Origin of the sequence: Acidiphilium sp. C61, assembly GCF_905116885.1 — a bacterium.
Taxonomy (GTDB): Bacteria; Pseudomonadota; Alphaproteobacteria; order Acetobacterales; family Acetobacteraceae; genus Acidiphilium.
Window position 1 is genome coordinate 371,493 of record NZ_CAJHNI010000005.1, and the last position, 13,956, is coordinate 385,448.

General features: G+C 64.2%; 12 protein-coding genes. All 12 read left to right on the forward strand.

The window, feature by feature from the left end; translation table 11 throughout:
* Positions 1–287: 287 nt before the first annotated feature.
* The 12 genes from HUW10_RS04535 (at position 288) to HUW10_RS04590 (ending at position 13,936) form a co-directional block, all read left to right on the forward strand.
* Positions 288–1,328 carry a rod shape-determining protein gene (locus HUW10_RS04535; RefSeq protein WP_174502413.1) on the forward strand — a complete coding sequence of 347 codons (1,041 nt, stop codon included), beginning with the start codon at positions 288–290 and terminating at the stop codon, positions 1,326–1,328.
* 58 nt (positions 1,329–1,386) lie between these two features.
* Entirely contained in the window at positions 1,387–2,265 is an 879-nt protein-coding gene (locus HUW10_RS04540; protein ID WP_174502414.1) for a universal stress protein, read from the forward strand.
* A 4-nt stretch (positions 2,266–2,269) separates the two neighbouring features.
* Entirely contained in the window at positions 2,270–2,719 is a 450-nt protein-coding gene (locus HUW10_RS04545; RefSeq protein ID WP_174502415.1) for a MarR family winged helix-turn-helix transcriptional regulator, read from the forward strand.
* Positions 2,720–2,800: 81 nt separating this feature from the next.
* The gene (locus HUW10_RS04550; protein WP_174502416.1) at positions 2,801–3,508 is read left to right on the forward strand and encodes a pirin family protein; all 708 of its coding nucleotides are present in this window, start codon (positions 2,801–2,803) and stop codon (positions 3,506–3,508) included.
* Positions 3,509–3,702: 194 nt separating this feature from the next.
* Complete coding sequence (locus tag HUW10_RS04555) at positions 3,703–5,229, forward strand: trypsin-like peptidase domain-containing protein (protein ID WP_174502417.1); 1,527 nt, start codon at positions 3,703–3,705, stop codon at positions 5,227–5,229.
* Between the two features lie 157 nt (positions 5,230–5,386).
* A complete protein-coding gene (gene cysD, locus HUW10_RS04560) occupies positions 5,387–6,313 on the forward strand; it encodes a sulfate adenylyltransferase subunit CysD (RefSeq protein ID WP_174502418.1) in 927 nt (308 codons plus the stop codon).
* The gene (gene cysN, locus HUW10_RS04565) at positions 6,313–8,178 is read left to right on the forward strand and encodes a sulfate adenylyltransferase subunit CysN (RefSeq protein ID WP_174502419.1); all 1,866 of its coding nucleotides are present in this window, start codon (positions 6,313–6,315) and stop codon (positions 8,176–8,178) included. The genes cysD and cysN overlap by 1 nt, the downstream gene beginning before the upstream one ends.
* 203 nt (positions 8,179–8,381) lie before the next feature.
* A protein-coding gene (locus HUW10_RS04570; protein ID WP_174502420.1) for an IS5 family transposase occupies positions 8,382–9,133 on the forward strand; the annotation gives its coding sequence in 2 pieces (ribosomal slippage) (positions 8,382–8,712 and positions 8,712–9,133; 753 coding nt in all).
* Positions 9,134–9,182: 49 nt separating this feature from the next.
* A complete protein-coding gene (aroC, locus tag HUW10_RS04575) occupies positions 9,183–10,313 on the forward strand; it encodes a chorismate synthase (protein ID WP_174502421.1) in 1,131 nt (376 codons plus the stop codon).
* A gap of 384 nt (positions 10,314–10,697) precedes the next feature.
* Positions 10,698–11,876 (forward strand): hypothetical protein, encoded by a 1,179-nt coding sequence (locus HUW10_RS04580; RefSeq protein ID WP_174502422.1) that lies wholly within the window; start codon positions 10,698–10,700, stop codon positions 11,874–11,876.
* A gap of 280 nt (positions 11,877–12,156) precedes the next feature.
* A complete protein-coding gene (locus HUW10_RS04585; RefSeq protein ID WP_236656499.1) occupies positions 12,157–13,368 on the forward strand; it encodes an ABC transporter substrate-binding protein in 1,212 nt (403 codons plus the stop codon).
* A gap of 136 nt (positions 13,369–13,504) precedes the next feature.
* Positions 13,505–13,936 (forward strand): heme-binding protein, encoded by a 432-nt coding sequence (locus HUW10_RS04590; protein ID WP_174502424.1) that lies wholly within the window; start codon positions 13,505–13,507, stop codon positions 13,934–13,936.
* Positions 13,937–13,956 lie beyond the last annotated feature (20 nt).

A 13,956-nucleotide genomic window follows, 5' to 3' on the forward strand; every position in this document is an offset into this window, starting at 1 on the left:
CTCCTCATTCCATCCGACGCGATATAGGTCTCGGCGTTGCGTCTGGATGTCCGCCGGATGTCGGCATTGTAACGACGGCGTTTTGGCAACTTCATGGGGCTTTTACGGATACACGGGGCAGGTACGGACGGCCTTGTTAATCTGGCGGGTAGCCTGTAATCCGGCCGCTGCATCGACACTCCGAGTTGAGATGCGTTAACAGACGACATTTACTGAACCAAAGCCAGACTGAAAACCGGCGCCGGGAACCGCATGCGAACCCGGCCTGGCCGTGCGGAAAGGATTTCATGCTCTCCAGACTTCTCGGGCTCATGTCCGCCGACATGGCCATCGATTTGGGAACCGCCAACACCCTTGTCTACGTGAAGGGCCGCGGCATCGTTCTCGACGAGCCTTCCGTTGTTGCGATCGCCGAGGTGAAGGGGCGCAAGCAGGTGCTTGCCGTCGGCGAGGAAGCCAAGCACATGCTGGGCCGCACACCGGGCAACATTTCAGCCATTCGTCCGCTGCGCGACGGCGTGATCGCCGATTTCGAGGTGGCGGAGGAAATGATCAAGCATTTCATTCGCAAGGTGCATAACCGGCGGGGATTTGCCTCGCCGCTGATCATCGTCTGCGTTCCGTCCGGCTCGACCGCGGTGGAACGTCGCGCCATCCAGGAAAGTGCCGAGAGTGCCGGGGCTCGCAAGGTTCTGCTCATCGAGGAACCGATGGCGGCGGCAATCGGCGCCGGACTGCCGGTAACCGAGCCTTCGGGTTCGATGGTGGTCGATATTGGCGGCGGCACCACCGAGGTCGCCGTGATCTCGCTCGGCGGCATCGTCTATGCCCGGTCCGTCCGTGTGGGCGGCGACAAGATGGACGAGGCGATCATTTCCTACCTGCGCCGTGGTCACAACCTCTTGATCGGCGAATCCTCAGCCGAAAAGATCAAGCTGGATATCGGCGCGGCGTGGGCAAATCCCGCGACCAACAACGACTGGCACGAGGTGAAGGGCCGGGATCTGATCAACGGCGTCCCGCGCGAGGTCAGGGTTACAAGAGCCCAGATCGCCGAGAGCCTCGCCGAACCGGTCGGCCAGATCGTGGAAACGGTCAAGGTCGCGCTTGAAAACACACCGCCGGAACTTGCCGGCGACATCGTCGATAAAGGGATCGTCCTTACCGGCGGCGGCGCCTTGCTGCGTGGCCTCGACGACGTGCTGCGCGACGCCACCGGCCTGCCTGTCGTCGTTGCCGACGAAGCGCTGCAATGCGTTGCCAAGGGTACCGGCCGCGCGCTCGAGGAACTGAAGCGCCTGCGGACCGTTCTCTCGACGATGTACTGACTCGCTGCCAACGATGTAGCATCATACGCATCATCGAAGCGGTCTGGAGGAATTGACCATGGCGATCCGCAAGATTCTTCTGCCTCTCGCGGGCGCAGCTTCGGCCCGCGCAGCGCTCGGGACGGCGCTCCTGCTCGGCATGCGCTGGCAGGCGCACGTCCACGCCCTTCACGTTCGAACCGATACGCGCGACGTGGCGCCCCTGGCCGGCGAAGGCCTTTCAGGGGCGATGATCGAAGAGATGATGGCGACGACCGAAAAAGAGGGGAACACCGAGGCTCGCGCCCTCTCGGCATTGTTCGACGCCGAAACCGCCGCCCGCGGCATTGCCGTGGGCGCGCCGGTGCGGGCGGCGGGTGGTGCCGTCGAGCAGGCCAGTGCGTGGTTCACCTCCGTTGTCGGCCGCGAGGATGAGCTGGTTGCCAGCGAGGCGAGGCTGTCGGATCTCATCGTTGTGCCGCATCCCAAATCTGCCGAGGATGTCGCCTCGGCGGACGCGCTTCATGCCGTTCTGTTCGATTCTGGCCGGCCCGCCCTGATTGCTCCCGTCGAGCCGGCGAACACGATCGGCACACGAATCGCGATCGCCTGGAACGGCACGGCGGAAAGCGCCTCCGCCGTCGCCTCAATCATGCCCTGGCTCGCCAGCGCCGGGCATGTGCGGATTTTTCACTCGCCGGACTACCAGCGGCAAGGTCCACCGGCCGCCCAGCTCGCGGCCTATCTCGAACTTCACGGCGTCGCCGCCGACGACACCGAATTCCGCGCCACCGACCGCAGTGCCGGCGCCGGGCTCCTCGCAGCCGTGACCGAATACGGGGCGGATCTGCTGGCGATGGGCGCGTATTCGCACTCGCGCCTGCGTCAGCTGATCCTTGGCGGCGTCACCCGGCACGTTCTTGAATATGCCCGACTTCCGGTGCTGATGAACCGATAGACCGATGTTCGGCGTCGAGGATGAAGCCACGGAAACCGCAGTTCGCGCCTATGTCAAGCTCATGCGCGCAAGCCATTCCGTGCTCAACCGCACGCAACCGCGCCTTGCGGCCGCCGGTCTCACGCATGTTCAGCTCGGTGTGCTGGAAGCCCTGCTTCATCTCGGTCCGCTGACGCAGCGCGACCTGACGCGCAAGTTGCTGACCAGTCCCGGCAACCTGACCGACGTGATCGACAAGCTGGCCCGCCGCCTCCTCGTCGAGCGGGTGCAATGCCCCGAAGACCGGCGACGGGTCAGGGTTGTCCTCACCGACGCGGGGCGTCGCTTCATCGAGGAGCTTTTCCCTCAGCATGCCAATGACATCGCCACCGCGATGCGTGGCCTGGATCAGGACGAACTCCTGGTCTTGCAGGGATTGTTGCGGCGGCTCGGCAGCGTTGCCGCCGAGGATTGAACGCCGGCATCTCCACCCCATATATCATTCGATATCGAATAATATCGCGATCCCTCGGATGGATCGTGCAGGAGAAGAAAGATGATCGACATTCGTCCCTTCGCGACATTGGGCAGTTTCCGCAATGACTGGCTGAATGCGCGCCACCATTTCAGCTTCGGCGGCTATCATGAGCCCGCCCGCATGGGCTGGGGCGCGCTGCGGGTCTGGAACGACGATGAAGTTGCCCCGCAAGCCGGGTTTGATCCCCACCCGCATCGCGACATGGAGATCATCACCTTCATCCGCCAGGGCGCGATCACGCACCAGGACAATCTCGGCAATCGCGGCGTGACGCGCGCGGGAGATGTCCAGGTCATGCATGCGGGAACCGGCATTGTGCATGCGGAATACAACCTGGAGGCGGAGCCGACCCGGCTGTTCCAGATCTGGGTATTGCCCGACCGGCGCGGCGTTGAGCCGGGCTGGGCAACCCGGGCGTTTCCGAGATCGACCGGCGCTGGCCTGACCGTGCTGGCCGGCGGGCGGGAGGGCGATGCCGAACGTGGCGCCTTGCCCCTGCATGCCGACGCCGCCGTGCTGGCCGCTCGCATGGCCCCCGGCGAGCGGATCACCCAGCCCATCGCACCCGGCCGCGCCGCCTATCTCGTTCCCGCCAGCGGCTCTTTCACCGTGAACGGCCATGCGGCTGCAACGCGCGATGGCGCGGCGGTGCAGGGAGAACGCGAGATTGTGATCACCGCGGACGCGGACGGCGCCGAGCTCGTGCTTGTCGACATCCGTGAATGAAACGAGTTTCATGGGGGCGGGATAGTGCTGTTTAGGAACCGCTCTATATGCGCTTTCAGGCGATTGATCCGTTTCGGGAACTGTCCCGCTTGTGGAACGGACCAATAGTCCAGATCGGTGCCCCTAGCCTCTGCCCCTCGCGGGGCAGCCCCTCTTCCGCCGGCGCGGCCGGCCGAACAAGAAGGATAGACTGAATGAACCTGTTCCTCGCCCGCCGTCGGCCCGGGCGCCTTGCCGCCCTCACCGCAGTGATGCTGGCCAGCGCCTCGCTGGCCGCGGTTTCGGCCGGCAGCGCTTTCGCCAACAACCAAGCATACGACGCAACGGCCAAGGTCCAGAAGGACTTCAAACCCATCCCGAGCTTTGCCCCGCTGGTCAAGGATGTCAGCCCGGCTGTCGTCTCGGTCACCGTTCATCTCAAGACCCAGACCGCGAGCGATACCCAGTCGCAGAACGGGCTTCCGCCTGGCATGCCCTTCCCCTTCCCCTTCGCGATGCCGCATCCGCAGCGGCCCCAGGCGGTCGAAGCCAAGGGGTCCGGCTTCTTCATTTCCTCGACCGGCTACCTCGTGACCAACAACCACGTCGTGAAACACGCCAAATCTGTGTTCGTCACCCTGTCCGACGGGTCGAAACTGCCGGCCAAGGTCATCGGCACCGACCCGAGCACCGACCTCGCGGTGCTCAAGGTCACGCGCGACAAGCCGTTTCCCTATCTGCAGCTTGGGGACTCGTCCAAGGTCGTACCCGGCCAGTGGGTGATCGCGATCGGCAACCCGTTCGGCCTCGCCGAAACGGTGACGACCGGCGTGGTTTCGGCACTCGGCCGCGATATCGGCGACGGTCAGTATGACAGCTTCATCCAGATCGATGCGCCGATCAACGAAGGCAATTCCGGCGGTCCGCTGCTTAACCAGAGGGGCGAGGTGATCGGCGTGAACACCGCGATCCTGACGCCATCCGGTGGTTCGGTCGGCATCGGTTTCTCGATCCCGTCGGACATGGTGAAACAGATTTCCGATGAGCTGATCAAGTCCGGCCACATCACCCGCGGCTTCATCGGTGTGCAGGTGCAGACGATCACCCCGGAAATGGCGCAGGCCATGGGCGTCTCCGTGCATGATGGCCATGCCGATGGCGCGCTGATCGCGGAAACGATGCCCGATGGTCCGGCGGCCAAGGCTGGCCTCAAGCCCGGCGACATCATCACCAAGGTCGATGGCAAGATGGTGCGCGATCCGCGCGAACTCGCGCTTGCCATCTCCGGGATCAAGCCGGACGGCAATGCCAGCATTACCTATCTGCGGGGCGGCGCATCGCACGAGCTGAACCTGCGTGTCGAGAAGATGCCGGCAAACGCCCAGGCCGCCTTCGGCCCCGGCGGCAACCAGGGCGGCGGCGCGGTGCACAAGCCGGAACTCGGCCTCTCCCTTGCACCGCTGACCGATGCAGCCCGCCAGCAGCTCAATCTGCCGGGCGGTGTCTCCGGCGCGCTGATCGCGCATGTCGCGCCGAATTCGCCGGCGGACGAGGCTGGGCTCCGTCCCGGCGATCTGATCGTCGGTGTCGGCAGCACGACCGTGAACGATCCCGAGCAGGCGGTTGGCGCGATCCACAAGGCGGAAGCCGGCCACGCCAAGGCGATCGCGCTGCGGGTGATGCGCGGCAACCAGGCTCTGTTCGTTGCGGTGCCGTTGCCGCAGGAAAAGACCTCCAAGTAACGGCAAAGCGTTTCACTGCCGGGCGGGGTGCGCGGGGGAGGAAAAACTCCGCGCGGGCCATCCGGAAACCGGTTTCTGCTCAATTCGCCCCCGGCTCTTGCGAGCCGGGGGCGTTTCTGTTTTCCAAAGGTTATTCCTTACGGAAACGAGGCCCGTCATGAGCGCGACAGAGACTATGACCGCCACGCTGGATGCCGATCTCGCGGCACTCGAGGCGGAAAGCATCGAGATCATCCGCGAGACCGCAGCGGGGTTCCGCAACCCGGTCATGCTCTATTCGATCGGCAAGGACAGCTCGGTGATGCTGCATCTCGCGATGAAGGCATTCTACCCGGCGAAACCGCCCTTCCCGCTGATGCACGTCGATACCGGCTGGAAATTCCGCGAGATGATCCGTTTCCGCGACGAAACGGTACAGCGCCTCGGCCTCGATCTCATCGTCCGCCACAATGCCGAGGCCGCCGCTCGCGGTGTGAACCCGTTCGACTACGGCGCCTCGACCTACACGCAGGTGATGAAGACCGAAACGCTGAAGGCCGGGCTCGACGAGTTGCAGTTCGACGCGGCCTTTGGCGGCGCCCGGCGCGACGAGGAAAAATCCCGCGCCAAGGAACGCATCTTCTCGGTTCGTACCGCCGGCCATGGCTGGGATCCGAAGGCGCAGCGGCCGGAAATCTGGAACCTGTTCAACACCCGCCTCGCCCCCGGCCAGACCATGCGCGTCTTTCCGCTCTCGAACTGGACCGAGGCGGATATCTGGAACTACATCGCCCGCGAGAATATTCCCGTCGTGCCGCTCTATTTCGCGAAGGAGCGCCCGGTGGTCGAACGCGGCGGCCAGCTCCTGATGGTCGATGACGACCGCCTGCCGCTCCGGCCCGGCGAGGTGCCGCAGCTGCGCAAGGTCCGCTTCCGCACACTCGGCTGCTATCCGCTGACCGCCGCGATCGAATCCGATGCCGAAACCCTCGATGCGGTACTCGCCGAAATGCGCGCCTCGCGGATGTCCGAGCGCCAGGGACGGCTGATCGACCACGACGATGCCGCGGCGATGGAAAAGAAGAAGCGCGAGGGATATTTCTGATGAACGCGATGAGCATGATCGCTTCCCGCTCGCTGCTGCGCCTGCTGACCTGCGGCTCGGTGGATGACGGCAAGTCGACCCTGATCGGCCGGCTGCTGTTCGACACCGACAACATCCCCGACGACCAGCGCGCTGCCCTCGAACGCGATTCACGGAAATACGGCACCGACGGCGCCAATATCGACTACGCCCTCCTCGTCGACGGGCTGGAAGCCGAGCGCGAGCAGGGCATCACGATCGACGTCGCCTACCGCTTCATGGCGACGAAACGGCGCAAGTTCATCATCGCCGACACGCCCGGCCACGAGCAGTATACCCGCAACATGGCCACCGGCGCCTCGACCGCGCAGCTCGCCATCCTGCTCGTCGATGCCAGCCAGGGCCTGCTGACCCAGACCCGCCGGCACGCCTTCATCGCCGACCTGCTCGGCATCCGCCACATCGTCCTTGCGGTGAACAAGATCGACCTGATCGGGTTTGACCAGGCGCGCTTCGACGCCATCGCCGAGGAGTTCCGCGCCCTTGCCGCGCGGTTCCATTTCGAGACGATCACCCCGATCCCGCTCTCCGCCCGCCATGGCGACAATGTCGTCCATCGCAGCGCGCGCATGACCTGGCATCACGGCCCGACCCTGCTCGAGCATCTGGAAACCATCGAGCCAGGCGGCACCGGCGCCGGGCCGTTCCGCTTCCCCGTGCAATGGGTCAACCGGCCAGACGCCGATTTCCGCGGCTATGCCGGCACGCTCGCCGGTGGCGAAATCAGGCCGGGCGACGAGGTGTTGGTTGCAGCCTCCGGCCAGCTCACCCGCATCGCCCGCATCGTCACCGCCGATGGCGACCGCCCCGCCGCCCGCGCCGGCGAGGCCGTCACCCTCACCCTCGCCGACGAGGTCGATCTCTCGCGTGGCGATATGCTCGCCAGCCCCGGCGCCCGGCCGGATGTTGCCGACCAGTTCGCCGCCGACCTTGTCTGGATGGGCGAGGCGCCGCTCTTCGCCGGCCGGCCCTACATCGTGAAGCTCGGCACCGCGACCGTCTCCGGCGTCGTCTCGCGCATCAAGCACAAGGTCAACGTCAACAATTTCGACGAACTCGCCGCCGAGTCCCTCATGCTTAACGAGGTCGGCTCGGTCAATGTCGCCCTCGCCACGCCGGTCGCCTTCGACCCCTACACGCTGAACCCGCGCACCGGCGCCTTCATCCTGATCGACCGGATGACCAACGCCACCGTCGCCGCCGGCATGATCCGCCATCCGCTGCGCCGCGCGAGCAACATCCACCGCCAGGCACTGACCATCGACCGCACCGCCCGCGAGGCGCTGAACGGCCACCGCCCGGCGATTCTCTGGTTCACCGGCCTGTCCGGCTCGGGCAAGTCGACCATCGCCAACGCGCTGGAAACAAAGCTGCACCTGCTCGGCGTGCATACTTACCTGCTCGATGGCGACAATGTGCGCCACGGGCTCAACCGCGATCTCGGCTTCACCGATACCGACCGGGTGGAGAACATCCGCCGCGTCGCCGAGGTGGCGAAGCTGTTCGCCGATGCCGGCATGATCGTGCTGGTCAGCTTCATCTCGCCCTTCCGCGCCGAGCGAAACATGGCGCGCGAACTCGTCGAGCCGGGGCTGTTCCACGAGGTTTTTGTCGACACGCCGATCGAGGTCTGCCGCGAGCGCGATCCGAAGGGGCTCTACCGCAAGGCGGGTGCCGGCGAGATCCGCAACTTCACCGGCATCGACAGCCCCTACGAGCCGCCGGAAGCGCCGGAGTTCCACCTCCGCACCACAACGGCAGACCCCGACGCGCTGGCCGACTCGCTCCTCGCCGCCTTGCGTCCGCAACTCGGCCTCGGGCTTTGACCGACCCTTCGCCGGCCGCACCGGGCGGCCGGCGGAGACTGCAGCACGTTCCGATCCATCCGGATCGGATGCCCTGCCCTATCTGATTGGTTATCAAAGCATCCGTATCCGATCAGAGGCTTCCATCCGATCGGATACGGATGCTCTAGGGTTTGTGGGGATTTTGGATTCCCATTTGGGTGTTGCTGTGATTCAAGCTGTGAATGGAACGATTTGTACTGACGGACGCCCAATGGGCGAGGATGGAACCGCATTGTCTTGGCAAGGCGAGTGACCCTGGCCGCAGCGGGCGGGACAATCGGCTGTTTCTGGAAGCGGTACTTTGGATTGTCCGCACTGGCAGTCCGTGGCGTGATCTGCCTTCGATGTTTGGCAACTGGAGCACGGCCTACCGCCGGTTCAACGACTGGCGCCGCGCTGATGTTTTCAAACGGATTTTCGACGCGGTATCTGATGAACCCGATATGGAATACGCCATGGTCGACGCCACGATCGTCAAGGTCCACCGTCACGGCCAGGGCGCAAAAGGGGGACTCAAAGCCAGGCCATAGGCTGTTCCAAAGGTGGCATGACAACCAAAATCCTGGCGCTGACGGATGCCCTGGGCAACCTTGTGCGCTTTCGTCTCATGCCGGGCAATCGCCATGACGGCATCGAGGTCCCGCCACTGATCGACAACGTCGAATTCGGTGGATTGATCGCAGACAAGGCATTCGACAGCAACGCTCTGGTCGCAGAACTCAACGAAAGAGGCGCCCGGGTCGTCATTTCCCAGCATCCGGCCCGGGCACTGAAGCTGAAAATCGACCGCGAAATCTACAAATGGCGTCATCTGGTCGAGAATTTCTTCTGCAAGCTCAAAGAGTTCAAACGCATCGCCCTGCGCGCCTGCAAAACAGACCAGAGCTTCCAGGCAATGATCTACCTCGCCGCAGCCGTCATCAACTCACGATGAATCCCCACAAACCCTAGCGAAACACCGCCGCCAGCGCCTATAAACCGGCATGTCGTACAACAGTTTCGGCCATCTCTTCCGCGTCACCACCTGGGGCGAAAGCCACGGCCCAGCGATCGGCTGCGTCGTCGACGGCGTGCCGCCGCGCATCCAGCTCTCGGAAGCGGACATCCAGCCCTTTCTCGATCGCCGGCGGCCCGGCCAGTCCCGCTTCACCACCCAGCGCCGCGAGCCGGACATCGTCCGCATACTCTCGGGCGTACATGGCGGCATGACCACTGGCACACCAATCGCCCTGCAGATCGAGAACACCGACCAGCGCTCGCAGGACTACGCCAACATCGCCGATCGTTTCCGCCCCGGCCATGCCGACATCGCCTATCACTGGAAATACGGGATCCGTGATCCGCGCGGCGGCGGCCGCTCATCGGCCAGGGAAACCGCATCCCGCGTTGCCGCCGGCGCCATCGCGCGCAAGATCCTGGGCGCACGCGTGCAAATCAGGGGCGCGCTCGTGCAGATGGGCAAGCATGTGATCGACCGCGCCCGTTTCGACTGGGACGAGGTCGACCGCAACGCCTTCTTCTGCCCCGACCCGGTTGCCGCAAAGGAATGGGCCGACGAGCTCGATGCCGTGCGTAAGGCCGGCTCCTCGCTCGGTGCCGTGGTCGAGGTCGTTGCCGAGGGCGTGTCCCCCGGCCTCGGAGCGCCGGTCTATGCCAAGCTCGATGCCGATCTCGCGGCGGCGATGATGAGCATCAACGCGGTCAAGGGCGTGGAAATCGGCGACGGTTTCGCCGCCGCCGCCCTGCGTGGCGAGCAGAACGCGGACGAGATGCGCATGAACGAGGACGGCACGGTCCGCTTCCTCGCCAATCACGCCGGCGGCGTGCTCGGCGGCATCTCGACTGGCCAGCCCGTCATCGTCCGTTTCGCGGTGAAGCCGACCAGTTCGATTCTCACCCCGGTACACAGCGTCGATTCCGACGGCGACGAGGTCGACATCCAGACCAAGGGGCGGCACGATCCCTGCGTCGGCATCCGTGCTGTGCCGGTGGGCGAGGCGATGATGGCTTGCGTGCTGGCCGACCAGCTCCTGCTGCACCGCGCGCAGTGCGGCGATACCGGCTCAGGTCACCTGCCGCTAGAGCACTTTCCGATCCTTTCGGATCGGAAGTAGTGCTCTATCCTATTGATAAACAGAGCATCTTTATCCGATCAGATAACGCCATCTGATCGGATGATGCTCTGGAGCACTTTCCGATCCATCAGGATCGGAAGTAGTGCTCTATCCTATTGATAAACAGAGCATCTTTATCCGATCAGATAACGCCATCTGATCGGATGATGCTCTGGAGCACTTTCCGATCCATCAGGATCGGAAGTAGTGCTCTATCCTATTGATAAACAGAGCATCTTTATCCGATCAGATAACTCCATCTGATCGGATGATGCTCTGGAGCACTTTCCGATCCATCAGGATCGGATGGCGAGCGCTATCATATTGATGCTCTGGCAAAAAAGTGATGGCGGCCCGCCGGCGCGTGAGGTAGACACTTTGCTTATGAACAATTCACGCGCACCGGCCGCAACCCGAAAGCAGATTGTCGCCCTGATCGATCGCGCCGGGCGAAAATCCTGGTCTGCCAGGATCGGTCGTCTGCGTGACGAGGCTGCGGCAAGCCCGCGCTATGGGCGCCTTGTTGTGCTGCGCCATGCGGCCGAATTCGCCGCCGAGAAGGTTGTCCGGGATCTCCCGCTCTCGCCGGCCGATCAGGTGCTCGCCGGCCGCGTGGCGGCTCTTCAATTCCTCGCGGCAGGGCTCGGCAAATCCGGACAGGAGAGGTTTGACGCCGCCCTTGCGACGGATGGAACGCTGATCCCGTTGCTGCATCTCCATGACACCGCAGAGCGGCATCGCGCGATGGGGTTTGAGGTCGAATTCGCGGGGCTGGAGGACGCCACCACGTATGACCTCCTCGCAACGCGCGAAGATACAGCGGTTGAAATTGTTTGCGACACGCTCTCCGCAGAGGCCGGCCGCCTCGTCCATCGCGCCGCGTGGATGCAGTTGATGGATCGGATCGATCCGGATCTGCAGACATGGCTATCCGCCCATCCTGGTCGCTATCTTCTGAAAATGACACTGCCGCGCGGCCTGCGCGTCGTCGAGCCGGATGGTACCACCACCCTCGCCGAACTGCATCGCCGCATCAATGAAATGCTCACCGGCGCGAAGCGGTCGGATCAGGACGAAGCGGCGGTCCTGCGTCTCGATCCGCTCATGCTGGCCGCAGCGCAGGCCAACGAGAACGGGCTGATGAACCGGTTGCGGCACGAATTCGGCCCTGAGGCGAACCTTGCCGTGACCGGCGACGGCCAGGGCGTTTTTGTGCTCGCTGCCCGCGCCGGCAGCGAGAATGAGGTGGCGGTGGCGATGCGTCATCGTCTTGCCGCGCTTGCCCCCGCGCGGCTGACCGGCGCCCGTCCAGGCATTCTCGCAATGTTCATCGAGGATACCGATCGTCTGGAATGGCGCCTGCTGCGCGAACAACTCACCCTCGAAGGCGAGGCACGGCAGTTTCTCACCTTTCCGGAAGCAAGGCCGGTGGTCGCCGTCACCTGTACATCACGGATCGAACTCTGTGCCGAGGACAGGGCCGATGCGCTGCGATTTCGCAATCCCACCCATCCGGCAGGCAAGCTGCCCGCCCTTGAACCCGCCGTATTGTCGGTATGCTAGGCTCAGCTAGAGCACTTTCCGATCCGATTGGATCGGATGTAGTGCTCTATCATATTGATAAGTCGAGCATCTTTATCCGATCAGATGATTCCATCTGATCGGATGATGCTCTAAGCTAGGCTAGGCTACGCCAGCCGCTTGCCCCGGCAGGCATGAAGGGTTGCCAAGGGCTCATGTTTCGGCACAGTCTTCCCTGACCGGCGTCCAAGCCGGTCACCTGACAGGGGAGAGAAACATGAATTCTGGAACAGGGCGCCGGTTACGGCGCAAATCCGTGGGTATGCTCGCTGTCGCCGCACTGACAGGGCTCCCGTTGCTGGCCCAAGCCAACCCGAAGCCGATCGTGGTCGGGATCACCGCCTGGCTCGGCTCGATTCCCGGCCGCTCGATCGCCGACGGCGCGACCCTCGCCGCTGCGGAAATCAATGCCAAGGGCGGTGTGAACGGCCGGTCGATCAAGCTCGTCATCGAGGACAATCACAACTCCACGACCGACGCCATCCGCTCGTTCCAGCGCATGGTACGGCAGGATCATGCGGTGGCCGTCGTCGGCGATTTCACTAGTGAGGTCGGCCTGGCACTCGAGCCCTGGGCGGCGCGCATGCACGAGCCCTTCCTCATCACCGGTGCGGCCTCGAACAAGCTCACCGAATTCGTACATGCGAACTACGCTCAGCATAAATACATCTTCGAGCCGAACGAGAACTCCGCCGAACTGGCGCAGAACATCTGCGACGCCGCGAAATCCGTCCTCGTCGGCAAGCTGCACATGAAGACCGCCGTGGTGATGAGCGAGGACGCCGCCTGGACCCTGCCGCTCGATGCCGGCTTCAACAAGTGCCTGCCCAAGGTCGGTCTCAAGGTACTGAAGGATCTCCGCTTCGCGCCGGATACCACGGATTTCACCCCGATCTATCAGAAGATCGAGGCGATGCACCCGGACGTGATCATCACCGGATGGGCGCATGCCGGCGCCAAGCCGACAACGCAATGGGCCGAGCAGAACGTGCCGATCCCGCTGATGGGCATCAGCTCCCAAGCGACGTCGACGACGTTCTGGAAGGCGACAAGCGGGGCAACGCAGGGTGTCATCACGATCGCGCCAGCCGCCGCCGGCATCGCGATCACGCCGAAGACGCAACCTTTCATGAACGCGTATCAGGCGAAATTCCACACCTCGCCGGCCTATACCGGTTTCACCACCTATGACGCGATGTATGCCCTCGCCGATGCGATCGAGCGGGCGAAATCGACCAAGGCGGGACCGCTGGTTGCCGCCCTCGCCAAGACCGACCGGATCGGCACCGAGGGGCGGATGCAGTTCAACGGGCCGAAGGCGCGCTTTGCCAACGGGACGGTCTATGGCAAGGGTCACATGCGCTGGGTCGACCTGCAATGGCAGGATGGCGAGCAGAAGGTGATCTGGCCCGCCAAGCTGGCCAATGCGCAGCCGAAATTCCCGAGCTTCGTGAAGGTGCCGAATTCGAAATAAGCCCGACAAGAAGCCAGACTGACAGACCCGCGGCCGGAGAAGCCCCTCCGGCCGCGGTTTTTGTATCACCCGGTCTGGACTTCGCGGCCGGTCACCGCGAAAACCCCGGCGTAAACTCGTCCAACGGAGAAATCGCATGCCCCGTCTCACGCTTGAAGCCGCCAACCGCATCATCGAGGCCGCCCGCGCCAAAGGCCGCGACCTCGGCCTCGCCCCCCTGACCGTGGTCGTGCTTGATGCCGGCGGCCATATGGTCGCGCTCGCCCGCGAGGATGGCTCTGGCATCGCCCGCGTCGAGATCGCCACCGGCAAGGCCTGGGGCGGCCTCGGCGTCGGTGCTGGCTCGCGCATGCTGTTCGATCGCTGGAACGCTGGCGGCGCCGGCTTCATCACCGGCCTCGCTGCGGCAACCGGCGGGCGCATGGTGCCGGTGCCCGGTGGCGTTCTGGTTACCGCCGATGGCGCGGTGCTCGGCGCGGTCGGGATTTCGGGGGATACCTCGGACAATGACGAGGCCTGTGCCGTCGCCGGCATCGAGGCCGCGGGGTTCGCTCCCCGCGCGAACTAAGGGCCTCATCCGGCCAGACG